Source organism: Enterocloster sp. OA13 (genome assembly GCF_022440595.1).
In the GTDB taxonomy this organism is placed as follows: Bacteria; Bacillota; Clostridia; order Lachnospirales; family Lachnospiraceae; genus Enterocloster; species Enterocloster hominis.
In genome coordinates this window covers 3329599-3355137 of record NZ_JAKNTF010000001.1, presented here as the reverse complement: position 1 = coordinate 3355137, position 25539 = coordinate 3329599, and the positions used below count along the sequence as shown (strand labels likewise).

20 protein-coding genes are annotated in these 25539 nt (G+C 50.6%); 17 read left to right on the top strand and 3 right to left on the bottom strand.

Annotation, left to right across the window (positions count from 1 at the left end; translation table 11 throughout):
* Positions 1 to 5 precede the first annotated feature (5 nt).
* The 6 genes from MCJ35_RS14850 to MCJ35_RS14825 all read left to right on the top strand — a co-directional run bounded on the left by MCJ35_RS14850 (position 6) and on the right by MCJ35_RS14825 (position 8523).
* Entirely contained in the window at positions 6 to 2075 is a 2070-nt protein-coding gene (locus MCJ35_RS14850) for a molybdopterin-containing oxidoreductase family protein (RefSeq protein WP_025486554.1), read from the top strand.
* 8 nt (positions 2076 to 2083) lie between these two features.
* Positions 2084 to 3499 carry a Na+/H+ antiporter NhaC gene (gene nhaC / locus MCJ35_RS14845; RefSeq protein ID WP_008717820.1) on the top strand — a complete coding sequence of 472 codons (1416 nt, stop codon included), beginning with the start codon at positions 2084 to 2086 and terminating at the stop codon, positions 3497 to 3499.
* Positions 3500 to 3632: 133 nt separating this feature from the next.
* Positions 3633 to 4544, top strand: a complete 912-nt coding sequence (locus tag MCJ35_RS14840) for a DMT family transporter (RefSeq protein WP_025486555.1) — start codon at positions 3633 to 3635, stop codon at positions 4542 to 4544.
* On the top strand, positions 4528 to 5928 hold the full coding sequence (gene nhaC / locus MCJ35_RS14835) for a Na+/H+ antiporter NhaC (RefSeq protein ID WP_240299553.1): 1401 nt from the start codon (positions 4528 to 4530) through the stop codon (positions 5926 to 5928). Before MCJ35_RS14840 ends, nhaC (MCJ35_RS14835) begins: the two co-directional genes overlap by 17 nt.
* Before the next feature lie 64 nt (positions 5929 to 5992).
* Complete coding sequence (locus MCJ35_RS14830; RefSeq protein WP_008717815.1) at positions 5993 to 7441, top strand: sensor histidine kinase; 1449 nt, start codon at positions 5993 to 5995, stop codon at positions 7439 to 7441.
* A complete protein-coding gene (locus MCJ35_RS14825; RefSeq protein ID WP_025486558.1) occupies positions 7438 to 8523 on the top strand; it encodes a response regulator transcription factor in 1086 nt (361 codons plus the stop codon). Before MCJ35_RS14830 ends, MCJ35_RS14825 begins: the two co-directional genes overlap by 4 nt.
* Positions 8524 to 8654: 131 nt before the next feature.
* Here MCJ35_RS14825 and MCJ35_RS14820 read toward each other — a convergent pair whose 3' ends face one another.
* Positions 8655 to 10094: a GntR family transcriptional regulator gene (locus MCJ35_RS14820; protein ID WP_025486559.1), complete on the bottom strand. Its 1440-nt coding sequence runs from the start codon at positions 10092 to 10094 to the stop codon at positions 8655 to 8657.
* 354 nt (positions 10095 to 10448) lie between these two features.
* Between MCJ35_RS14820 and MCJ35_RS14815 the strand changes: the two genes are divergently transcribed.
* The 4 genes from MCJ35_RS14815 to MCJ35_RS14800 all read left to right on the top strand — a co-directional run bounded on the left by MCJ35_RS14815 (position 10449) and on the right by MCJ35_RS14800 (position 14827).
* Positions 10449 to 12371: a sensor domain-containing diguanylate cyclase gene (locus tag MCJ35_RS14815; RefSeq protein ID WP_234852331.1), complete on the top strand. Its 1923-nt coding sequence runs from the start codon at positions 10449 to 10451 to the stop codon at positions 12369 to 12371.
* A gap of 165 nt (positions 12372 to 12536) precedes the next feature.
* Positions 12537 to 13427 (top strand): cation diffusion facilitator family transporter, encoded by an 891-nt coding sequence (locus tag MCJ35_RS14810; RefSeq protein WP_025486561.1) that lies wholly within the window; start codon positions 12537 to 12539, stop codon positions 13425 to 13427.
* Positions 13428 to 13450: 23 nt separating this feature from the next.
* Positions 13451 to 13822 carry a metal-dependent transcriptional regulator gene (locus tag MCJ35_RS14805; protein ID WP_025486562.1) on the top strand — a complete coding sequence of 124 codons (372 nt, stop codon included), beginning with the start codon at positions 13451 to 13453 and terminating at the stop codon, positions 13820 to 13822.
* Positions 13823 to 13843: 21 nt separating this feature from the next.
* Positions 13844 to 14827, top strand: a complete 984-nt coding sequence (locus MCJ35_RS14800) for a MarR family winged helix-turn-helix transcriptional regulator (RefSeq protein WP_240299552.1) — start codon at positions 13844 to 13846, stop codon at positions 14825 to 14827.
* An 83-nt stretch (positions 14828 to 14910) separates the two neighbouring features.
* Here the strand turns inward: MCJ35_RS14800 and MCJ35_RS14795 are convergent, their stop codons facing one another.
* On the bottom strand, positions 14911 to 16338 hold the full coding sequence (locus MCJ35_RS14795; protein ID WP_025486564.1) for an MATE family efflux transporter: 1428 nt from the start codon (positions 16336 to 16338) through the stop codon (positions 14911 to 14913).
* A gap of 268 nt (positions 16339 to 16606) precedes the next feature.
* Positions 16607 to 17158 carry a helix-turn-helix domain-containing protein gene (locus MCJ35_RS14790; RefSeq protein WP_008717798.1) on the bottom strand — a complete coding sequence of 184 codons (552 nt, stop codon included), beginning with the start codon at positions 17156 to 17158 and terminating at the stop codon, positions 16607 to 16609.
* Between the two features lie 128 nt (positions 17159 to 17286).
* On the opposite strand from MCJ35_RS14790, the gene MCJ35_RS14785 reads away from it, so the two are divergent.
* The 7 genes from MCJ35_RS14785 to MCJ35_RS14755 all read left to right on the top strand — a co-directional run bounded on the left by MCJ35_RS14785 (position 17287) and on the right by MCJ35_RS14755 (position 25524).
* Positions 17287 to 17871, top strand: a complete 585-nt coding sequence (locus MCJ35_RS14785) for a LysE family transporter (protein ID WP_025486565.1) — start codon at positions 17287 to 17289, stop codon at positions 17869 to 17871.
* A gap of 118 nt (positions 17872 to 17989) precedes the next feature.
* On the top strand, positions 17990 to 19663 hold the full coding sequence (locus tag MCJ35_RS14780) for a glycoside hydrolase family 13 protein (RefSeq protein WP_025486566.1): 1674 nt from the start codon (positions 17990 to 17992) through the stop codon (positions 19661 to 19663).
* A gap of 277 nt (positions 19664 to 19940) precedes the next feature.
* Positions 19941 to 20357, top strand: a complete 417-nt coding sequence (locus MCJ35_RS14775; RefSeq protein WP_025486567.1) for a PTS sugar transporter subunit IIA — start codon at positions 19941 to 19943, stop codon at positions 20355 to 20357.
* Positions 20358 to 20430: 73 nt separating this feature from the next.
* The gene (locus tag MCJ35_RS14770; RefSeq protein WP_025486568.1) at positions 20431 to 20916 is read left to right on the top strand and encodes a PTS sugar transporter subunit IIB; all 486 of its coding nucleotides are present in this window, start codon (positions 20431 to 20433) and stop codon (positions 20914 to 20916) included.
* Between the two features lie 26 nt (positions 20917 to 20942).
* Positions 20943 to 21782 carry a PTS mannose/fructose/sorbose/N-acetylgalactosamine transporter subunit IIC gene (locus tag MCJ35_RS14765; protein ID WP_008717789.1) on the top strand — a complete coding sequence of 280 codons (840 nt, stop codon included), beginning with the start codon at positions 20943 to 20945 and terminating at the stop codon, positions 21780 to 21782.
* Positions 21775 to 22602 (top strand): PTS system mannose/fructose/sorbose family transporter subunit IID, encoded by an 828-nt coding sequence (locus MCJ35_RS14760; protein WP_008717787.1) that lies wholly within the window; start codon positions 21775 to 21777, stop codon positions 22600 to 22602. Before MCJ35_RS14765 ends, MCJ35_RS14760 begins: the two co-directional genes overlap by 8 nt.
* A gap of 150 nt (positions 22603 to 22752) precedes the next feature.
* The gene (locus MCJ35_RS14755; RefSeq protein ID WP_240299551.1) at positions 22753 to 25524 is read left to right on the top strand and encodes a sigma 54-interacting transcriptional regulator; all 2772 of its coding nucleotides are present in this window, start codon (positions 22753 to 22755) and stop codon (positions 25522 to 25524) included.
* Positions 25525 to 25539 lie beyond the last annotated feature (15 nt).

The following is a 25539-nucleotide window of genomic DNA, read 5'->3' as shown; positions in this document are numbered from 1 at the left end:
TGGACATGAGCGAGAAGAAAATAGTAAAAAGCCTGTGCAGGATGTGCGATGACCACTGCGGCATTGACTGCTGGATGGAGGATGGGAAGGTAGTTAAAATCGAAGGAAATAAGGAGCATGTGTGGAACAGGGGCAGGCTCTGTATCAAGGGCAGCCATGGAACTGATATGGTTTACGCGCCTGACCGCATAAGGAAACCACTTAAGAGAACAGGGCAGGGGTTTGTGGAAATACCCCTTGAACAGGCCATGGATGAAATTGCCGGGAAAATCAGGACAATACAAGGGACCTATGGCCCCCAGTCCGTAGGCGTATGGAAAGGGGAGGCGGTCGGATTCGCACAGGAGGAGGAACTTGCCAGACGCTTCATCCATGCAATTGGCTCACCCAATTATTTTTCCAATGATTCAGCCTGTTTTGCAGGGCGGTGGATAGGATATTCCCTTGTGTACGGACGCTGGAATGCCCAGCCGGATTTTGAAAATTCACGCTGCATCATCATATGGGGAGCCAATCCGCCCCACGCCCATCCCAACATGACCCAGCAGATTAACCGGGCAAGGGAGAAAGGCGCTTCCCTTATTGTAATCGACCCAAGATACAGCCCGATTGCAAGGCAGGCGGACCTGTTCGTTCAGGTGAAACCTGGAAGCGATGGTGCATTTGCCTGGGGGCTTATGCGGGAACTGATTCAGAACGGCTGGATTGACCATGAATTCATCCGGGATTTTACCGTGGGCTTTGATCAGGTAAAGGAATATGCGGGCAGATTCACGTATGAGTATGTGGCACGGGAAACAGGCTGCGATGCAGAAACCTTAATCAGGGAAACCGCCTTAAAGATAAAGGAAAGCATGCCCCACACAGTGGTCTATGTGGGCAATGGACTGGAGCACCACGAGAATGGAATCAACAATATACGGGCCTGCGCCTATCTGGACGGCCTGATTGGGGCAGTGGACCAGAAGGGCGCCAATTACTCTCCAGTGGGATTTCCGATGAAGGAACTGGTACTGTACAACGAGAAACCCCTTCTGGAACTGAATCCCGTGGGACGCGGCCGGTTCCCAATCCTGTACCATTACCGCCAGGAATGTCATACCATGACCCTGATGGACCAGATACTGACCGGAAAACCGTATCCTTTCAAGGCCATGGTCCTGACCGGAGCCAATCCGGCCATGACCAATCCAAACAGCAGCAAGGTCAGAAAAGCCTTAAGCGCCCTGGAACTTCTGGTGGTTCATGACCTGTTCCTGTCGGAGACAGCCCAGCTTGCGGATTACATACTTCCAGCGGCCTCATATCTGGAGCGCAGCGAACTTCATGTCCACGGCGGTTACCAGACAATTACCCTGACCAACCGGATGATTGGACCGGATCCGGGAATAACCGATGAATATACCATGTTCCGCGAACTTGCGGTGAGGCTTGGAGCAGGGGAATATTTCCCATGGAAGGACGAGGACCAGCTGAATGAATGGCTTATCTCGGACAGCGGGGTGTCCATGGATGTGCTGAGAAGTAATCCCTCCGGATACCAGTATGCGCAAAAAGTTTATGAAAAGCATAAAATAAGAAAAGAAAACCAGGAAAAGCCTTTTAATACAAGAACAGGGAAATTTGAATTCACATCGGAAATACTCAAGGAATATGGATACCAGGAACTGGCGGAGTACATACCTCCAAAATCAAATACCACGGACCCGGCGCGTCCCTTCACCCTTGTGACAGGTGCAAGGAAAGTCATGTATTACCATGGAAGGAACCACAATATACCGGCCCTGGCATCGGCCCTAACAGAAGCTGAAATGGAAATAAACGAAAAAGACGCGGCAAGGCTTCATCTGCAGGATGGCGACATGGTAAAGGTGGCTTCGTCCATCGGACATATGACGGTACGGGCAAGGATAATGGAAGGGGATGAGATTGGGGAAGGGGTAGTGCAGATTACCCATGGGTGGAAGAAGCATAATGTGAACAATATTACCCATGATGACACATTTGACCCAATCAGCGGGTTCCCGCTGATGAAATCAGTCCAGGTATCAATTGAAAAATACGAGGAGAGGTGAGGAAAACAATGGAGAATAAGAAACCAACGGGGAAAAAGAATATAGAAAAGAGACAGCCGGGCATCGGGCTTTCGGCCGGGGTATTCCTGGGAATCCTGTTACTGCTGTCCGTAGGCATCGCGGTTTTTAAGATGGATGTCATCAGCCTTCTGGTACTCTGTGTGCTGGGGACCTTTGCAATATCCATGACCCTTGGCTATACCATGGACGAGTTGTTTGATGCCATGGCCGTAAGCCTTAAAAATGCCTCGGTATCGCTGTTATTCTTTATTATCATAGGCATGCTGGTTGCATCCTGGATTGCTGCGGGCACGGTGCCTACCCTGATTTATTACGGTTTGAATTTCATAACGCCTGGCCTGTTCCTTCCCCTTGGGTTCCTGGCCTGCTGTGCAACCGCATTTGTCACGGGAACTTCATGGGGGACGGCGGGAACCATCGGTATTGCATTGTTGGGAATGGGTTCAGGCATGGGAGTGCCGGCCCCTTTAATTGCAGGCATGGTGGTTTCCGGAGCAGCGTTTGGCGATTATCTTTCACCCATGTCCGATACAACCATACTGGCTTCCCAGTCCGCACAGATTGATTTATACCGCCATGTAAAATCCATGGCATTAACCGTGATACCGGCTTTGGCCATGACAACCATCATACTGGCAGTCATGGGACATGGATATAATAACGCATATGACGCCGCAACTACCAATGAAATCCTGTCAACCCTTAAAAGCAGTTTTACCATCAGCCCTGTGACACTTGTACCCGTGGTGCTGGTACTGGTATTAAGTGCAATTAAATTCCCATCCATACCCGCACTTTTGCTGGGAGTATTTACAGGGGGAGCCATTGCCGTCATATGGCAGGGAGTATCCGTTACTGAGTTTGTCAACCTGCTTAACAGCGGAATCAGCATGGATACCGGCAACGCCATGGTGGATACCCTGGTCAACCGGGGAGGCATACAGGGAATGATGTGGACATTCTCCCTGGCATTCATTGCCCTGATGCTTTCCGGGATATTGGAAAAGGTAGGATATCTGAAAACATTGGTGGGAACCTTTGCAGGAAAAATTAAAAATGTGGGCTGCCTTGTGATATCCACCTACCTTACCGGAATCGTGGGCTGTATGGCCATGGCGGAGGTATACCTGTCCATCATCATTAACGGCTCTTTATACCGTGATATATATAAGGATAAGAAGGTGGACCCTGCCGTGCTGTCAAGGACCATAGAAGAAGGTGCCACCCTGTCAGGCCCCCTTGTGCCATGGACCACCTGCGGCGCTTTCATGGCCGGTACCCTGGGAGTGGCTACACTTTCGTACCTGCCCTATGCAATCCTCTGCTATCTGGCACCGCTTATTTCAATTATCTGTGCATTTGCAGGAATTGCCATTTACAAGGAATCAGGAAAGAAGGCGTAAAAGCGTCAGATACATTGCTATTTATACAGGAACGGCATTGAGGACCAGTGGCTTTAGGCACGCTCTGTGCCGTTCCTTGCCCTTACGGAACCGGATGTGTTATAATGTGGCTAAGATGCGGGAGATGAAAGGAATGGTTATGGACAGACGGATTAAGGCTTTACTGGGCATGATGGTGGTATCGTTATTTTGGGCGCCAAGTTTCGCGGTTACAAAGGATGTCCTGTCTTTTACAGGGCCGGTATCTTTGGTGTGTATCCGCTTTTTAGGAGCGGCCTGTCTGATGACGGTCCTGTGCGTCCCTTTACATTCCAAAACAAAGATAAGGAAAGAGGACCGGTGCCTGTATCTGGTGACGGCAGCCATGATCCCCCTTCATTATGTCCTGTCTAATATAGCCAGTTTAAGCCTGAATGAGACAGAGTCCATCATGTTTTCTTCGTTCCAGAGCCTTCTTACCATGATTATCGCAAGCCTGCTGCTGGGCAGCAAGATAAAACCTTTAACCAGCATCTATATCGGAATGGCGGGCATCGGGGCCGTGCTGCTGATGGAATTCCAGTCCTCCCCAAGCCTGGTGAAAACCGGGTATGCCGTCATGATGTCAGCCATGGTAGTCTGGGTCATATACTGTGTCCTGTTGACAAAACTGCTGGAGTATTACAGGATAGGGAACCTGATCCGCGGTCAGTTCTGGCTGACCGGAATCATCCTTCTCCCATGGATGATCATAGAGGACAACCAATTTGGGCAGATAGACGGCGGGCAGCTGGTCTGTCTGGCATATCTGATCATATGCTGCACATTCATCTGCTTTGTATTAAATGCAAAGGGGATTAAAGAAATCGGCCCGATTCCTTCCAGCCTTGTGCTGATTATAGGGCCTGTGCTTGTGATGGCCCTGGATATGGGAAAGACGGGGCTGCATCTTAGCCCCCGCCGGTTAACAGGCGTATTATTCATACTTGCAGGAATCGTCCTCGTGGTTCTGGATATTGTCAGGGGGACGAAAAAAGAAACTGCTGAAAATGAAAGGATGGGGTGATGTGAAGCTCCCTGATATAAAAATCTCTTTATTAGGTGTCCTTGGAATACTATGCATACTTTTCACAGGGACACTTCTGCTTAAGACTGATATCATTGTGCTGTTGATCCTGAGCATCATATTTATTGCAGCTGTTGGGACATGCTCAGGAATGACCATGGAGGATTCCTTAGATGGGATGAGGGAGGGATGTTCCCAGGCATTTATAGGTCTCCTGTTCTTTCTGCTCATTGGGGCCATCATCGGGGTCTGGATCCAGGCAGGGACAGTGCCAGCCCTGGTATACTATGGTCTTGGCATCCTGACACCCCGTTATTTCCTCCTGTCCTCCTTTTTAATATGCAGCCTGGTGTCACTGGTACTGGGGACTTCCTGGGGGACGGTGGGGACAGTGGGGGTTGCTATCATGGGGGTTTCCATGGGAAGCGGCATATCTGTCCCGGCGGCGGTGACAGCCGGCGCCATTGTGGCCGGATCCTGGTTTGGTGATAAAATGTCTCCCATATCCGACTCCACCGTACTCACAGCAGCATCTTCCGGCACCGATGTATACCGTCACATCCGTTCAATGGCAAAGACCACCCTTCCGTCCTATGGGGTGAGCCTGGTCCTGTTCTTCCTGCTGAACCGGAAATATGCCAGGAACGCTGTGCTGGATACAGCACAGATTGGCCAGATAAGGGATATACTCCAGCAGGAGTTTGTAATCAACATCTGGGTATTCCTTCCCGCAATACTGCTGGTCATCCTCTGTATTGCCAGGATCCATGCGGTCCTGTCCCTTATCCTTGTGATTGGGGCCGGGTGCGTATGCAGTGTGGCGGTCCAGGGAAATACGGTTTCCGGGGCCTTAAGGGCCATCATGGATGGGGGATATGTTGAGACAATCTCCGAGGAAGTGAACCTTCTGGTAAACAGGGGAGGAATCAACAGCATGCTGCCGACTTTCCTGCTGGGGTTCATGGCGCTGTGCCTTGGAGGAATCCTGCAGAAATCCAGGTTCCTGCATGTCATCCTTAAACGGGTTACAGGGCGGCTTAAGAACCATTTCTCCCTCATAGCAGTCACCATGCTGACCAGTATTCTGGGAAATGCTGTTTTTGGGGATACATACCTGACCATTGTACTCAATGGAAATATATACAAAGAGGCATATGATGAGAGAGGGCTGGACCGTGCCGTGCTTTCCAGGACAATCGAGGAAGGGGCAACCATGTCCACGCCCCTCATTCCATGGACCGCTGCCAGCGCATTCATATATGGTGCCCTGGGGGTCAGCGCTTTGGAATATGGGCGGTTTGCATTGCTGAATCTTGTTAATCCCGTGGTTTCTATGTTAATGGCAGCAGCGGGAATCGGACTGGCGCTTAAGAAGGGCAGGTAAAACAGCTGGACAGATACAAAATAGCAGGCATGAAACAGCAGATACGGAATGGAGGAGGAACGCGTTGAAAATTGTAAATACAATGAGGAATAAACTGCTGATATTGTTTCTGCTGGTCAGTGCGCTGCCAATCCTGTTCAACTGGTTTGTACTTATAGCGGTCCAGCCAGAAAACCATCTCCACATGGCGGAGGAACTGCTGGAAGATAAAATCAGTTCAAACCTTAAGCTGGTTGAGGCGCAGACCGGGACAAGCGTGGACCGGTCCACGGCCGAGGAAGCGCTGCGGTCAGTGAAGGAGCTTTTGTGGGTCAGGGACGCATGGGCGGTGCCGGGCAGTAAGGCCTCAGATGGGGGAGATGGCCTGACAGTGTCCGTAACAGGAAGGGCGGGGACGGTTTATCTGGACCTGGATCCGGAAGAACTGATACAATATCTGGGCCTGGAGAAAGGGACAATTGAACTTATACGTACAAAAGACAGCCTGGACAAAGTACTGGAGCAGCGGAGGGCCCGGGACAGCAGCCGGGTATTTGCCGGTGCTGGGGCATTTGGCGGGGCTGTCACCGCGGTTGTGGGTGTACCAAAAGAAGGGGTGCTGGAAAAAGACAGATTCTGGTCAGAGCTACTTGTGCGTTCCTCACTGATCATGATGATTCTGGCAGTCAGCTTCTCCTACATCATATCATACCGTTACACAGAAGGAATGGAACTGCTGGCAGAGGATATTAAAAGAATCAGGAAAGGCGATTTCAGTGATATGTCAACCATAAAGGGAAATGACGAGATTGCGGATTTATCCCATGCTTTCCACAGCATGGCCGGGGAAATGGATATACTGGTCAACAGGACGCTGAGGCTTACAATCAGCGAACGGAATGCCAAGATACGGGCCATGCAGTCCCAGATAAGCCCACATTTTCTTTACAATGCCCTGGACTGTGTGAACTGGAACCTTTTAAAGAAAGGCGACTTTGAGAGCAGCCAGCTTCTTGTATCCCTATCCTCCATCCTAAGATACAGCATAGATGATACAAAATCCACCGTGACGGTACGGGAAGAGTTTGAGCAGGTGGAGAATTATCTTATTGTACAGCAAAGCCGGTTTTCAGACCGGTTTTCATATCATGTGTATCTGGATGGGGCAATTGCTGAGGAACAGGTCCCCAAGATGATTTTACAGCCCCTGGTGGAGAATGCAGTATCCCACGGTCTTGAGGATGGGAAAGACGGCATGCTGAGGATACGGGGAGTCCCTGTTCCGGATGGGATTGAGATAACGGTCTGGGATGACGGGAAGGGGATTGACAGGAAAACCCTGGGGCTGCTGAGGGACAGGATGAACGGCAGCGGTCAGATTGCAGATGAGCAGGATTTCCATCTGGGGATTGCCAATGTCCATAACCGCCTGAGATACCGGTATGGGGAAGGAAGCGGACTCACCATAGAAAGTGTGGAAGGGGACCATACCCTTGTCACAATCAGAATAAATACAGGGCAGGTACCGGCATGAGGATATTAATTGTGGAAGATGAATTGAAAACAAGGGAAGGACTTCTGATGCTGGTCAGATATCTCAGACCGGACGCAGAGGTGTCTGCTGCGGAATGCGGTCAGAAGGCACTTGAACTATGCAGGGATTCTTACTATGATTTGATTTTTACAGATATTAAAATGCCGGGGATGAATGGATTCCAGATGCTGTCCCAGCTGGACCGGAAGGGAAGGATGATTGTGATTGTAAGCGGTTATGCTGATTTTTCCTATGCCCGCCAGGCAATCCGTTTTTCCGTGCTGGATTACGTGCTCAAACCCGTCAGCGCGGTTAAGATAAAGGATATACTGAATCTGGCTTATGAACAGATGGAACTGGCCAGGGACGGATGCCTTTACAGCTACCTGACAGGATATGAGGCGCTATCGGATGAGGCCAGGGAGTATTATTGGGATAAGCTGGAACTGTCTGGGGAATTTGCACTGATATTATTTCCAGCCGGGCCGGCCGGAGATACGGGCCACGAGATGGAATCAGGAATCAGGAAATTAAAAGCCCAGGGCCGGTTCAGGATTGTGACGGCAGTTATCAGGGACAGGCTGTACGTACTTCTGGGCGCGTCCGGGCAAGGGAACCTGCAGGAGGGAATCCGCCTGCTGGCAGAATATACGGGGGCAGGGCAGAGGATGCATGCAGAAGGGCCATCCCGTAACAAAGAAGACCTGCGGCTTTTTTACAGGGATTTATCCCAAAAGGCCGTGTATGGATGTGCGGGACAGAGTGTATGTGACACGGTACGTCTGGTCAAGGATTTCATCCTACAGAACCTGGACACCAATATATCGCTGGCCATGCTGGCCGAAGTGGCATTTGTACATCCTGCGTACCTGTCCACCCTGTTTAAAAAGGAGACAGGGGAGAACCTGACTGAGTATATTGTGGGATGCCGTATCAACAGGGCCAAGGAGCTGTTAAAGAATCCTGCCGGCAAAATATATGAGGTTGCCGTGGCAGTGGGATATAATGATGCAAAATATTTCAGCAGTGTATTTAAGAATGAGACCGGAATGACGCCCAGGGAATGGAGGCGGCTCCATTAGGCATGCAATCCCGCCTTATATTTTCCAACTGTTTTCCCGTTTTGGGAATCCCCAGGCCAATAGGTTTCAGAGAACAGGGTTTGGCTGAAGCGTTGTGAAACGGCAGACGGACCAGTTGCCGGAAGCCCTGTCTAAAAAAGCAGGTTGGAGGCTTCCGGAATCCCCAGGACTTCAAGTTTTCCAAGCATTGACTTAAATTCAAACAGGATAAGCTCCTCCAGCTTATCCGGGAACCCGGTAAAATCAGACCTTTTCGCACAACCTGCAAAGAAATCCAGATAGGGCAGGTAGAATGCCTTCAGGTACTCTGATTCCATGCGCATACCGCGCAGCGGATGCCCCCACATCAGCTGCTGGAACAGTTCTGCGTATGCTGTCCTGACTGCGTGGAAGGGGGCGTGATGGATGAAGAACTTGAGGATGGAAAATGCAGTCAGTTCATATCTGTCCGTTTGTTTCAATAAATCCAGATGCTGCCAAAACTGGCATATTGCCTCGCTGTCAAGGGAAGCAGCGGTCAGTTCAGCCACATCCTTACAGGAGAGGGCGATGGCCTGGAGACCCTGCGCACAATCCAGCAGGCGCCTGCGCGCAACGGGCTGGGTTAAATCGCAATTATCAGCAATTTCCTCCTGCGAGAGGATCCTGGTTCCCAGCCCATTGATGGACTTTGTTACGCCGATGCTGTTGAGCAGGTTCAGGGTACGGCGTACCGTGCTGACGGAAACATGTTTTTCCTTTGAAAGCTTATCCAGCGAGGGAAGGAAGGAGCCGACCGGATAGAGGCCGCGGTTGACGGAAATCAGGATTTCCATGCCAAGGGAGTAACGGAGCTGGGAAGCCTTCTCATAGCTGTACCAATGGAATTCAATCTGCTTGCCGGCAGGGGACATCATGATACGCTTGTCACAAAAACCAATCAGGGCCGTGGAAAGCTGTTCCTGAAAATCCTCCACCGCAATCCTCAGCCTTTCCCACTCCTTGTTGCGGCAGAGCCTAATCATGTTAAAGAGTGGATTGGCTTCTTCCTCGAAGTGTTTTATGTTCTGGTCTATACTGAGGAAGGGCGCCTGGAAGAACATGAATATCCTCCATACAAGGCGCATCAGCAGGTCGTTATCCAGGGAACCATAAATGTGTTGCAGGATCCGGATCATGGCATGGGAAGGAAGAAGGCGGCTGTCAGAGGAAAGCGCCTGGATTTTATCCAATGTTTCCGGTGAGGCGTTTTGAAAGCCAATGCACTGTGCATGGCTGAACAGGGGCCGCATGGAGCGGCTTACGTCAATCAGCCCATCTTTCCTGAGGGCATAAAATGCCTGTATGTGCTGTTCTATCTCCTCAGATGTGTATAATACCCTGACAGAAGCCCCCACGCTTCTGGACAGACTGATATAGCCCTCCTGTTTCAGGCTCAGATAGGCGGCACGGACCGTGTCAATGGACACAAGGAACAGCTGGCTGGCTTCTTCCAGCGTGGGCAGGCGTGCCCCGTAACGGTACGCGCCAAACCGGATCTGCATCAGCAGTACGTTGTAGATGACCTGCTGCAGTTCATTCTCATTTATCAATGTCACATCCCCCTATCGTATGAAATCTGCTGTAAATTAGGCCCTGATTTTCTCGGATTATATAAGATTTTACCATACTATTGGAGAAAAGGTAAGGCGGAAATCAGGGCATAAGAATTTCCGGAACCTGATATTCCTTTCATATTCTTTTAATAAACGGATTCCACAAACAGAAAAGTCGTGTATAATAAGAATAGGGACGATGGTGTGACCTGCAACCATATGAATTTCAAAAGCTGCACAGAGCAATTAAATCCTCTGGCGGCTTTTTATTATGCAATGGACCATCCTTCCCTGGCAGGATGGCACATATTGAATGTCTTATATAGGGTGGCCTATATAGGAGGGCACGGGGTGAATAACGGTATGAGAATGGAGACAACAGCTGTGAAGAATAATCAATTAATCAAAACAAACCTGCTGATCAGTATCGTCCTGATTGTAGGATTTTCCATGACCGCGTTTTTCAGTTACAGGGCCAATTACCAGGCCACTCTTAATAATATTGAACAGGTTGCATCGCTGACAGGGGAGGGGATTCATTACCAGCTTACGACCCTTCTGACAAAGCCGGTCAACATTTCGCTGACAATGGCCCATGACAGCCTCCTGGTGGAGCAGCTGTCCTGTGAGACAGAAAACCTTGAGAATGGGGAATATGTCCAAAGGCTTCAGACCTACCTTAAAACCTACCGGGATAAATACGGGTTTGATTCTGTTTTCCTGGTATCGTCAGCGACCAGGCGGTATTACAATTTCAACGGCATAGACAGGGTGCTGGCTGAGGATGATCCGGAGAATGGATGGTATTTTGACCTGATGGACAGCGGCCTTGGATATTCCATGAATGTGGATAACGATGAGGTGGATGGTTCGGATGATGCCATCACGGTATTCGTGAACTGTAAGGTGGCGGACAGCTCCGGGAATATACTGGGAATTGTAGGGGTGGGAATCCGCATCAGCTACCTGAAAGAATTCCTTGAGGGCTATGAGGACAAATACAACATGAACATATGCCTGGTCAATGAGGACGGTATAATTGAGGTATCCACCACATATACGGGTTACAGTAAGACAGACTGGTTTGAGGTTCACGGGCAGGAGGGGATACGGGATGAAATCATGGGATTTAAAGAGGATACGGAGAATCTTGGATTCTGGACCGACAACTCCCTGGACCAGGGGAAGAGTTTCGTGGTCACAAGATACATACCGGATCTGTCCTGGCACCTTGTCATAGACCAGGACAGCGAGGATACGGTCCATGTGATACGGGACCGCCTGTACCAGACCATCCTTGGCATTGCTGTCATCATTTCCATTGTGCTGTTCATCATCACCACGGTCATACGCAATTTTAACAAGCAGATCACAAAGCTTATGGAGGAGCGGGAAAATGCATTCCAGCAGGCAACGGAACAGCTCTACGACAATATCTACGAACTGAACATTACTAGGAACTGTACGGGAAACCAGCGCACGGCCCAGTACTTTGAAAGCCTGGGTGCCCAGGGGCTGCCCTATGACCAGGCGCTGCGGGTCATAGCGCAGAAGCAGATTAAGAAGGAATTCAGGCAGGGTTACATCTCTACCTTCACTCCTGAGAATGTAATCCGGGAATATGAAAATGGAAACAGCCACCTGAAATACGATTTCATGATAACCCAGGACGGCAGCGGTTATTTCTGGATGCGCATTGACGCGTATATCTTCTTTTCCCATGAGGATAACTGCCTGCACATGTTTACCTACCGTAAGAATATTGATGAGGAAAAGAAAAAGGAGCTTCTGGCTTATATTGATGAGATGACACGGTTCCTGACCAAGGCCGCCACCAAGCGCAAGGTGACTGCGCTGCTGACAGAGGAGCCTGAAAAGGCATACGCATTCTTCATCTTTGATATTGATAATTTCAAACAGGCCAATGACTGCTTTGGCCATGCATTTGGGGATTACTGCATACGGGAATTCACCAGGATCATACGGGAACATTTCCGGGAGGGTGATGTGCTGGGACGGATTGGCGGGGATGAGTTTGTGGCATTCATTCCCATTCCGGGCGCGGACTGGGTCAGGAAGAAGGCGGCGGAACTCTCACATGCCCTGGACACGGAATGCACCAGGGATGGAAAGACATGGAAAATGTCCGCAAGCATCGGGATATCGGTGGCTTCGGAAGAAGACCGGGACTTTGACATACTGTATGAAAAGGCGGACCAGGCGCTTTACCGCACCAAACAGAAAGGGAAGAATGGTTATACGGTCGATTCGTGATCTGTCTGGGCCGGTGAACTGATTTTAAACTCCGGGTTGACAATACATCAGGTACCTGCTATATTTATATCAGGTACCTGATGTAATTTGCGTGTACGGATACCGGGGTATCCGTAAAATCGTCCATATGGCTGGCCCATGCCGGCCCGGAGAGGAGTGGTATATATGGAACAAACACTGACACAGCCCATGTCCAGGGAAAACCTTGGCGCCAGGGTGGGGATATTGTCCGCGGCCGGCAACCTCCTGCTTTTTGCCTGTAAGTATACGGCCGGAATCACGTGCGGGAATGTGGCTGTCCTGGCGGAAGGGTATGATAACCTGATGGATGCATTAAACTCCCTGCTGGTATTGCTGGGATTCAGGATGTCCGGGCGCAAGGGGGACAGCCTTCATCCTTATGGCCATGGCAGGGTGGAATATGTCCTTGGCCTCATTATTTCCATGACCATTATCCTGGCAGGAGTTTCCATGTTCCGGGAATCCATACACTGGATCCGGCACCCGCGGGACCGCTCATTGCCCCTTCTGGTCTATGGGGTATCCCTCCTGTCCATCCTGGTCAAGTGCGGTATGTCGGCGTATACCAGACATGTGAACCGTGAGCTGGATTCCATGGCCCTGGCTGCCTGTGAGCAGAATGAGGCAGCGGACATCAAGATGACCATGCTGACCATTGGTTCTGCGGCCCTTTATTCCCTGACCGGTCTTTCTGCGGACTGGATTGTGGGAATCATGATCAGTGTGCTGGTCATGAAGGATGGATTCCAGTCATTCATCAGTCACTTCACACTGCTTCTGGGCGAGGGGATATCCGGACAGCAGCAGTCCCAGATTCAGGCGGTTTTTGACGCAAGGAAGGAACTTGTGACATTAAAGCAGATTGATTTCCACGATTACGGGCCGGAGCGCAGGATTGTGTCGCTGCAGATCACGGTAAATCCATCCTGTTCCCAGGAGGAGGTCAATGGATGTATGGACGGCATTGAAGGAGAACTGAGGGCGCTTGGGCTGAGTCCCGTTTTTTCGTTGAGTATGGAACAGATTCTGGGGTAGCTGGAATATAAGAAGGGTGAGTCATGAACATCACGGTTTCAAAAGAGAATTATCTAAAGGCCATATTGTATTTGAAAAATAAGAATGGGCATGTGCGGGCCATTGATGTGGCATCGGCACTGGACGTCAAAAAACCAAGCGTTTCCATTGCGTTCCGTAAACTGGCATCGGAGAACCTGATTAAGGTACATGAAAACCATGAGGTTGACCTGACGGAAGATGGTTATGCAATTGCGTCTAAAATCAACGATTCCTATGAAACATTTAAACGGTTCCTGTGCAGCATCGGAGTCCCGGAAGAGGTCGCGGAGCATGACGCATGCAGGATAGAGCATTATTTAAGCCCTGAATCCATAATAGGTATCAGGGGAATCATGGAACAGGCGGCAGAATGAAAGGAGTTGGATGTGGGTTATATGAATGAAGGAAATATGAATGAAGGAAATATGAATGAAGGAAATATGAGCGAGGGCAATATGAATGAGGGAAATATGAGCGAGGGCAATATAAGTAAGGGAAATGAAGATGAGAGCAGGAAGCAGGACATGGAGTATGGCATGGAACCAAAAAAGGAACATGGCATGGAAGTCAAAAAGGAACATGACATAGAACCAAAAAAGGAACATGGCATGGAAGTCAAAATGGAACATGGCACGGAACTCAAAAAGGAACATGGCATGGAACCCAAAATGGGCCAGGATGCAGGCTATGATGGGGAGCGGGGGTCATACTGTGACGCAGACTGTGATAGGGACCAGGGTATAGGCCAGGAGCAGAAGGACAATGGAAAAAACCTGTCCGAACACTTCTTTCATATCGGAATGCTCTTACACCGCTACCAGACAGAGGCTTACAAGGAAAATGGCCCCATGGGAAGCCCATTTAAAGGCCAGGGCCGGATCCTGGCAATCTTAAAGCTGAAGCCGGAGATAAGCCACAGGGAACTGTCCTATCTTCTTGGAATCAGTACCCAGTCCATGAGCGAACTATTAAGAAAGCTGGAGAACAAGGGCTATGTGAAGCGCGTGCCAAGTGAACATGACAGACGGAGTATGAATATCATACTGACGGAAGAGGGCCGCAGGGCGGTAGAACAGGCGGATGGGTTTGACGGCAGGGACACGGACCGCCTGTTTGACTGCTTTGATGATCAGGAGCAGAAGCAGTTCAAAGGTTTTTTGGAACGCCTGGAAGACGAAATCATAAGGCATATGGATCCGGAGCATCCTTCTGACTATACATTTGGCAGGATGAAGGAAATGCATGATTATATATTAAGCCGCGGCCACAGCCGCAGGGAGCATTTCCATGGGGATGGCCCCCTTGGCAATGGTTTTGGACGCGGCCGGTATGAGGACGAAAGGGATCCTGGAAGGCGTTTTGACAGGCGGAGACGGTAATGATGGGAATATTGGCTGGTTTATTATCCGCTGAATTTTCATCGCCTGGCTTTTTAGCAGATAGTTCCTTAACCGCCGGTTTTTCAGCACCCGGCCTTTTCAAGGGATCGGATGTTTCCCTGGATATCTGCCGGTTCCCCTGCGCTGTCCTCCAGCCGGTCCAGTTCCCTGAGAATCCGGTACATGAACAGGACAGCCGCCCCAAAGGAAACCACGTCTGCGATTGGCCCGGAATACAGGGTCATGGTTACGCCGGACAACCTGGGCAGGATTAATGTTAAGGGGACGCTTAAGATAAAGTCCCTGAACAGGGACAGCATCATGGACAGCGTGGGCCTTCCGATGGACTGCAGGAAAATGCTGCAGGATTTCTGGATGCAGCAGAGCACGATCCCTCCCAGGAAAATGCGGAAGGCCAGCACTGCAAACTCATTGTACAGCCCGTCCTCACTGCCGAATAGGTTGATGATCTGTAGTGGGAAGGCCTCAAAGCATATCATGGATATGAGTCCCACGCAGAACTCGGCCATCATCATGGTCCTGAAGATGGATTTTACCCTGTGCCAGTGCCCGGCGCCGTAATTATATCCCACGATGGGCTGGGAGCCGGCCGCAATCCCGACCACAATGGATATCACGATCTGAAATACCTTCATGACAATCCCCACCACGGTCAGCGGGATGTCAGCCCCATATTTGGACTGTGCGCCGTAGATGACCAGTACATTGTTCATTACGGCCATGATGACCACAATGGATATCTGCGTCAGGAAGCTGCTGATCCCAAGGGGCAGGATATGCTTCAGTATAGCGGTATCCGGTATGAAGCTGCTCTTTTTCAGGCGGAAGGATTTTGCCCTGGCCAGGTAGTATACTGCCAGAAGGGCAGACACAATCTGTCCTGTGATGGTAGCCAGCGCCGCGCCCTTCATGCCCCAGCCCAGCACGAATATGGCTATGGGGTCAAGGATTACGTTGATGAAACATCCGATTAGGGTGGAACCCATGGCAAACTGAGGGCTGCCGTCGGCACGGATGATGGAATTCATGGAGTTGGTAAACATGAAAAATGGAATACCGATGATCAGGCAGGAGAAATACTCCCTGGCATACCCCATATTATTGGCGGTTGCGCCGAAGCCCACCAGGATGCGGTCGCGGAACACTGCAAATACCAGGGTCAGCAGGATGGCGGACGCGGTGATGATACCGACGGCATTTCCCACGCTCTTGTGCGCCTGCTCCCCGTCCATCCGTCCCTGGCAGATGCTTAAGAAGGCGGCGCATCCGTCACCCACCAGAAGGGACAGGGCAAGGGCGATGATTGTCACGGGAAATACCACATTGGTGGCTCCATTTCCCAGAAATCCAACGCCGCGGCCAATGAAGATCTGGTCCACGATGTTGTAAAGGGCAGATACCAGCAGGGACATGATGCAGGGGATGGAAAACCTGAGCATCAGCCTTCCTATGGGTTCTTCTGCCATGTAATGGTTTGAATCCTGATTCATAAAAACCTCCGTTTGATTTTCTTTGATTTTCTTTTTTTGCAGACATAAAAAGGCTGCAGCCTCCGTGAATGACCTTCACGACAGAAGCTACAGCCATATTGCAGTATCTAATATATCAAAATTTCCCGGTCTGTGTAATTGTGAAAAATTTACAAAATTTTCCTCGGTATATATAGTGCAGATTTACCATATGGACGCTGCAGGATCTGCTGGATGGGCGCTTTTTAGGGTGGGGTCTGGTGGGTGTGGTGAAATCCATTCCTGCCTTTTACGGATTATACAAAATCATATGCAGGATTGCGGTTTCATGCCCTGTGTTCCTGTAAGAATGGACACAGTCAGCCTTAAACCGTATGCTTTCGCCCTTCCCCACCGTGAACCGGTGTCCATCGGCGCTGATTTCAATACGGCCTGCAGATATTGTGATGAATTCAGTGGTGCCTTTCAGGTGCGGCTCTGATTCCCAGAAACTTCCCTCATCCAATTCCAGATAATAGACTGCAAACCTGCGGTTCTCATCATCCGGGAAGATGGAATAGTTTTTAACCTTCCCGCCATCTTCAAGCAGCGGCTGTAATTCTGCCGTATCCACAATCTCATAAGGACTTTTCGGGCGGACGGTTAAAGCGTCGAAAGGCACCTTCATGCCATTTGAGAGTTTCCAAAGGGTTGAAATGGTTGGATTTCCCTCCCCCCGTTCAATCTGTGCAAGCATACTTTTGCTGACACCGCTTAACTTTGACAGTTCGTCCATACTCAGCTTATTTTCTTCACGCAGTCTCCGTATATTTTTAGCGACAATCAAATTCATGGAATCCATCAAACGTTCCTCCTTCTTATTGACAATATAACGAACAAGATGTATTATTATATCGTACAAGTACAATATAATAGTCATTTTGTACTATTATATAATTTATGACAGGACTTGTAAAGAGGAGGGCACAAATGTTTCATTTATCCGATTTCCTGATTTACTGTTTTATTACAGCGTACACCCCAGGCGCTAACAATTTATTATCCATGAGCAATGCGGCACGGCTTGGCTTTCGCCGCAGCTTCCGATTCAATCTTGGTATACTGGCCGGGTTTTCCGTTGTCATGACGGTCTGTACGGTTTGCAGCACAACGCTGTACACCCTTCTGCCCAGATTAAAGTTAACCATGCAGTTTTTCGGGGCGGCGTATATGCTTTACCTTGCATGGAAGGTCTTAAAAAGCCCGGTCAATCCAAGTGCGGACAGCAGTAAGGAGGCCAGCTTCCTATCCGGGATGATACTGCAGTTTGCCAATCCGAAGATTTATATTTATGCGGTTACGGCCATGACGCTTTATATCCTTCCAGTGTATCATTCCACCGGGGCAATCATTGGATTCACCATCCTGCTGGCGCTTATCGGCGCGTCCGGCTCCTTTGTGTGGGCGCTGTGCGGTTCGGCGTTTTGTAAATATCTTGCCAGGCATGCAAAGGGGGTCAACCTTATGATGGCGGTCCTTCTGGTTTACTGCGCGGCCGCGCTGTTTGTGCAATAAGGAGGTTATGGGCGTAACCTGTTGACCACGGACGCGGTATCTGTATATAATCCCATCAGGACATGAAGGCGGATTCAGGCGCTTTCAGGAAATTTAATTAAGAAGAGGAGATATGTATATGGGCGATTGGTGGAAGAAGTCCGTTGTGTACCAGATTTATCCCAGAAGTTTCAAGGATTCCAACGGGGATGGCTTCGGGGATCTCCAGGGAATCATCCAAAAGCTGGACTATCTGAAGGAACTGGGAATTGATGTCATATGGCTCAGCCCTGTCTATGATTCACCCCAGCAGGATAATGGCTATGATATCCGGGATTACCGGAAGATGTATGGGAAATTCGGCACCATGGAGGATATGGATGAACTGATTCAAAAGGCCCATGACCGGGGACTTAAGATTGTCATGGACCTGGTTGCCAACCATACCTCGGATGAACATAGGTGGTTTGTGGAAAGCAGGAAATCAGGGGATAATCCTTACAGCGGTTATTATATCTGGAAGGATCCAAAGGACGGGGGAGGGGAGCCGAATAACTGGGGTTCCAGCTTCTGCGGCAGTGCCTGGACCTATGACGGGACACGGGGGCAGTATTACCTGCATTTTTATGATAAGAAGCAGCCTGACCTTAACTGGGAGAATGAGACCGTGCGCAGGGAGGTCTATGACCTTATGAAATTCTGGATGGATAAGGGCGTGGACGGCTGGCGCATGGATGTGATTGCCTCCATTTCCAAGTATACGGATTTCCCGGATTACCCGGAAGAGCCAGGCAGGCGTTATTATACCGGGTTCATGCATTCCAATGGACCGAGGCTTCATGAGTACCTTCAGGAAATGAACAGGGAAGCGCTGGCAGGTTATGACTGCATGACCGTGGGGGAGGCGCCTGGCTCCACTTCGGAGAATGCCCGTCTGTTCGTGGACCCGGGACGGAAGGAACTGAATATGATTTTTACATTTGAACATATGAACATTGACCGGATCCCGGGCCATGTGAACCGCAAGTGGGCATTGAAACCATTTGATGTCCGGGATTTAAAACGGGTCATGTCGGACTGGCAGGAAAAGCTGGAGGGACATGGATGGAATGCCCTCTATCTGGAAAACCACGACCAGCCCAGGGTGATTTCCCGCTGGGGCAATGATACCTGCTACAGAAAGGAATGCGCCAAGGCCTATGCCACAATCCTTCACGGGATGAAGGGCACCCCCTATGTGTACCAGGGGGAGGAAATCGGAATGGTCAATGCCTCATACCAGCTGGAGGAGTATGAGGACGTGGAAGTGAAAAATGCCCTCCTGGAGCTGGTGGAACGTGAAAAGACCATAAGCAGGGAGGAATTTCAGAAGGCAGTATGGAATAAGAGCAGGGACAATGCCAGGACCCCGATGCAGTGGACAGATGGGGAGAATGCAGGATTCACCTCCGGCACCCCGTGGTTCAAGGTGAATCCGCGTTATAAGGAAATCAATGTGGAGGAAGCCCTTAAAGACCAGGATTCCGTGTTCTATTATTATCAGAAGCTGATCCGGCTCCGCCACCAGGAGGAAATCCTTACAGAAGGAAGCTACCGCCTGTTACTTCCGGAGGATGAATCCCTGTTTGTGTATGAACGGGAATACAGGGGGAGGAGATGGCTGGTGGCAGCGAACCTGACGGACCGGCCGGTTCCGGCCGGGCGGCTGGACGGTATCCTGTATCCCGGCTGCAGGGCGGTCATCCAAAACAGGCCGCAAATCTTGGAGGATGGCATGATGCAGCCATATGAAGCCTTTATAGTGGAGTCGTAAATTGGGAACGGATTGTTCCCGGCCAGCAGCTTTGGACTGCTGGCTTTTTTTGTGTCCAATTCCATCTGTCCCGCAGCAGGATTTTAAACAGACATTTTGGACACAAGTATTGGACACTTTAATTAGACACGTTACGGGGTGGTATGGTAAAATTTTTATATGACTATGAAATCAAGGCAATTCCAGCGTATTTTAAGTGTCTAAAAAAAGTTGGCACCGTATTTGCTTAATATATAAGTGAAATGAAAATCAAACAGAAAAGGGAAGGAGTTCCAATATGAAGAAGATTTTGATAGCCACCCACGGGACCTTTGCTTCCGGGGCGGAGAGCACGGTCCGCTTCCTTATGGGGAATGTAGGAAATATTACCTGCATCAACGCTTATGTGGATCAGGATGAGAATCTGGTGGAGACACTGGAACGGTATTTCGCCCAGATCCGGCCGGAGGATCAGGTGATTGTGCTCACGGATATCAAGGGCGGAAGCGTGAACCAGAAAATCGTGCCATATGCAGTCAGGGAAAATGTATTTTTAGTCGCAGGTTTTAACCTGCCGCTGCTGGTGGCCCTGGCCATTGCGCCGGAAGGAATCACGAAGGACGGGATTAAACAGTATATCGAGGATTCCAGGAATCAGATGGAGCTTGTGGAACTGGTCAACCAGGAAGGACAGGATGAGGATTTCTTTGGGTAAACAGTGGCGTTTACCGCAGGGCGGCGTCTAAGACAGGGACGCCAGAAGCCCATAATGAGAGAGGAGAGAGATTATGGTTAAGGCTTTAAGGGTAGATGAGAGATTGATCCATGGACAGGTGGCCATGGCATGGACAAGGGATTTGGGGATACAGGGCATCATGGTTGCTGATGACGAGGCAGCCGCCAATGAGATGCAGAAGATGACGCTTAAAATGGCTGTGCCGGACGGCATCAAATGCATCATCAAGACAATGCCGGAAATCATTGCCTTGCTTAACAATCCAAGGTCTGAGGGTATGAGGATACTGGTATTGGTAAGGACGGTGAGGAATGCCCTGGAAATTTATAAGGCCGTACCTGGTATCGAATATGTGAACATCGGCAATGCAGGACGGTTCACCAGCGGCGACGGTACGGAGCGCACCATCATTTCCCGGTCGGTAAGCCTGACGGCCGACGAGATGGAAGCCTTAAGGGAACTGGTGGAGCTGGCTCCGGATACAGCCCTACAGATGGTTCCTTCCGATGAAAAGAAGCTTGTTTCAGAAGTATTGTAAATCATAGAAAGAAAGGGGATTCATTCATGTTAGCACATTCATCCATACTTGTTACTGCATTTGTGATTGCAGTCATGGTACTTATCGCATCCGGTGTCAGGGACCTGCTGGGATTCACCATGCTGGACCGTCCCGTATTCATCTGCCCTATCATAGGGTGGCTGTTCGGGGATATACAGCAGGGACTTCTCATCGGCGCATCCCTGGAAGCCGTGTTCATGGGAATCGTAAATATAGGAGGCGCATCCGCAGCAGAGTGCGGAATCGCAAGCGTGGTGGGCTGCGCATTTGCCATCATGAGCGGAGGAGGCCCTGAGGTTGCCCTCCCGCTGGCCCTTCCCATCGGAATGCTGGGACAGCAGGCGAAAAATATTATCTGGATCGGCATCATTGGCTGGTTTGCGCCTGTATTTGATAAGCTGGCTGAGAATGGGGAGGACAAAAAACTTACAAGACTCCACTATGGCTTGTGGTGTCTGAACTGGGGGCTGTACTGCCTGATTCCATTCTTTGCAATCCTTTTCGGCTCCAAGGCAGTGGAAGCTGCGGTCAAGGCAATCCCGGCTGTCATCATGAACGGTCTTACGGTGTGCGGGAACCTGCTTCCTGCCGTAGGTATGGCCATGCTTCTAAAGCTTCTGTGGAACCATAAAATCTGCGTTTACTTCTTCCTGGGATTCGTGCTGGTGGCCTATCTGAAGCTGCCCCTGATTGCCCTTGCAGCCCTGGGGGTCATAGCAGCCCTGCTGGTGGCGCAGAGGGATCTGGAACTTAACCAGCTTATAAGGGTAAAAGCCGCTGCACCTGCCACTGTCCCTGCAGAGGGGATGTTAGATGAAGAAGAGGAGGATTTTTTCAATGTCTAAGATAACCGATGTTTCCAGAGAAGAAAAGAAGATGCTCAGGTCCGTATTCCTTCGTTCCTTTACCTTATATACATCCGTGACCCCGGCGAAACAGGGGGCCTCCGGGTTCTGCTATTCCATGATTCCCTTCATCAACCGGTTTTATAAGGATGATCCGGAAGGTAAGAAGGAGGCCATGGCAAGGCATATTTCCTATTTCAATACCACGGTTCCCATGTCCACCTTCATCATGGGACTCTGCGGCGCAATGGAGAAGGAGAACAGCGAGAATAAGGATTTTGATGCGGGTTCCATCAACCCGATTAAGACCAGCCTCATGGGACCGCTGGCAGGTATCGGTGATTCCATATTCTGGGGTGTGTGGAGGGTCATCTGCGCGGGCATAGCCATCAGCATGGCCCAGGCAGGCAATGTGCTGGCCCCCCTCGTGTTCCTGCTGTTATTCAACATCCCAAGCAACGTGGTGCGCTACTATGGCACGTTTTTGGGATACAGCCTGGGTTCTGAATATATTGAGAAGCTGTACAGCGGCGGCCTGATTACCGTCCTCACCAAGGCGGCCAGTATCATGGGACTCATGATGGTAGGCGGTATGGCCAGCAGCATGGTGGTATTTAACAGTAAGCTTTCATTGTCCATGGAAGGAACGGAAATATTCTCCCTCCAGAACATGCTGGACCAGCTGTTCGTGGGCCTGGTCCCGTTATGCCTTACCCTTTTATGCTTCTATCTTCTGACAAAAAAGAAGATGAGCATCAATGTGCTGATTGTGGGGGTGATTGTCCTGGGCATCGTGCTCTCCGCATTGGGAATCGCGTAGTTTTGAAACCGCGTAGTTTAGGAACCGCATGGTTTTGTAATTGCATGATAACAAATCCCCATGGTATGATGATGGTAAGGTAAAAGAACGGATCTGTCCCGTTGAGGGAAGAGGAGAAATGGAAATCAGGTATGAGGGAGGATCTTATCCATGCAGGCAAAAGAACGGGTCTATGAAGCGCTAAAGGAATCATGCAGCGGCAACCGGAAGATAACGGCGGCAGATCTGGCAGACAAACTGAACCTGAGCCGCCAGGTGGTGAGCCATTATCTTACAAGGCTCATGGAGGACGGGCTTGCGGTAAAAACCAGTACACGGCCGGTGTACTGGTTCCCCGTGACCTCGGAGGATCTGGAATTTTTCGGGGAGGACGTGTGGGGGAATGCAGGGACGAAGCCAGACCAGGCCGCTGCCCCGGGCGGGTACTCAGATGCCGCCGCGCGGCCTGCCATGTACGGTAATCCGGATGCCGCCGCGCGGCCTGCCATGCATGACAATTCAGATGCCGCCAGGCCCTGCTCCGTGTTCTCATCCATGGTTGGATATGCGGGAAGCCAGAAGCAGACCGTGGAAATGTGTATGGCGGCCGTCAATTATCCGCCGGATGGTCTGCCCATGCTCCTTACCGGTGAGAGCGGGGTGGGAAAAAGTTTCATTGCCCGCCTGATCCATGCATATGCCCTGAGCCAGGGGGTCATTGAAGCCAACGCCCCCTTCGTGGTCTTAAACTGTGCGGACTATGCCAATAACCCGGAACTTCTCTCAGCCACATTGCTGGGATATAAGAAGGGGAGTTTTACCGGGGCAGACAAGGACCGGGACGGACTTTTAAAAGAGGCGGACGGAGGCTATCTGTTCCTGGATGAGGTCCACAGGCTGTCCTTTGAGAACCAGGAAAAACTGTTCCTGTTCATGGATTCAGGACAGTACCGCCCTTTGGGCGACAATATGTGGAAATCCTCCAGGGTGCGTTTCATTTTCGCCACCACGGAAAACCCGGATGAAGTCCTGCTGGAAACCTTCCGCAGGCGTATCACCCTTCATGTTCCCATCCCCAGCATGATGGACCGCCCCTTAAAGGAACGGCTTCAGATGCTGTATCTCTTTTATCAGAAGGAAGCCAGGAAGGTGGGGCGCCGGATCGAGGTGGAGGGAGAGGTGGCGCAGGCCCTGATGCTCACGCGGCTGCAGGGGAACATCGGAAAGCTGGAGAACCTGATACAGGTCAGCTGTGCCAATGCATTTTACAGGCAGGGGGGAAGCGATATACTGCATATTACCATGAGGGAACTGCCTGAGGCAGACTGCCGCAGCCAGCTGTCACAATATTACGGCCTGCCTTCCATCCTGGTGGACGGGGAGGGGCTGCCCTTTGACCAGGCAGAGCTGCCTGAGGAGGGGACGGGGAGGGAGATAAAGGCGCTGTGGGAAGATATTTCCGGAATCCCCTTTGAACGGATGGAACCTTCGGTGGACAGCGTATACCTTAATTTCAAACGCATGGTGAAGAAACTGAAGGCCCGGGAACACGCCGGTTACAGGGGGGAGCCGGATTGGAACCTGTTTGTTCCAATCTGCCGTGAAATCCTCTGTTCCTACGGCGTGGGGGAGGTAAAGATTGTCCTGGAAGAGTTGGGGTTCCTGCACGGCTTATTCAGATCCAGTAGTCCGGGGGAAGACTTATTCAGGAAACTGGATGCCTATTTTGAGCAGGCCATGCCCAAGGCATACTATGTGGCGGGACAGATCTGCAGCAGGCTTTATGAGATGGACCAGGAAACGGGAGGCGCCCTTGATTTCCTGTTTGCCCTGTCCCTCCACGAATATATGGTGGAAACCATGGAATTCCATGGACTGATTGTTGCCCATGGGGATTCCACGGCCAGCAGTATCCAGAAGGTTGCCAACCGGACCTGCCGCACCTTTGTGTTTGAGGCCATCGACATGCCCATGGAGACGGCGGTGGAGGATACCATAGCAAAGGTCAGGCAGTACCTGGAACGGGTCAATGCGAGGAAGGGGATGATCCTTCTGGTGGACACCGGTTCCCTCAGCCAGCTGTATTCCTCCATCAAGAACGATTTGGCGGGAGATCTGCTGATCATCAACAATGTGACCACGGCCATTGCCCTGGATGTGGGTATCAAGATGCTGGGGCGGTGCTCCTTCCTGGATATCGTGAAGGCTGCCAGGGAGACATATGCCTTTGAAATCCAGTATTTTGAGGGGATATCCAGGGGCAGGAACATCATCGTGTCCTGCATGTCCGGCGTAGGCATAGCGGAAAAGCTTCAGGAGGCCATGTGCAAGGTCATCGACCAGTCCCTGATTGACATCGTGACAATGGATTACCAGGAACTGCGCAGGCTGCTGGATGAGAACCCCAGGGAGTATTTTAAGCAGACCCTGCTCATACTCACCACTTCGGCACTGCCGGAACATGTTGGGGTGCCCTGGCTGAATATCTACGACATCCTGGACGGCAAGGGGGAGGACCAGCTTTGGGGGTCCTTTAAGGGACTGATTACCAGGGAGGAATTCGAGGAGCTGAAACGGGAGTACATCCGGTTTTTTTCCATAGAAGGGATTGTCAGCCGCCTCCGGTTCTTAAACCCCACGGTGGTCATCAACGAGGTGGAACTGGTCCTCATGAAGTACGAGCAGTATTATCACCTGGAAATGACCGGGCATGTCAGGCTGAACCTGTATATGCACATTGCGTTCATGATTGAGCGGCTTATGACCACGGACCCGGTGCAGGAACAGACGCGCGGACTGTCCCCCCAGGAAAATCGGTTTTATGGGATATCCAGGGAGGTTTTCAAGGAAATGGAGCAGAAGTACAGGATCAGGATGAATTCCTATGAACTTTCCCTGCTCTATGAACTGTTCAGGAGAATCATCATTGAAGAAAAGGATTAGACATATAATCCTTGG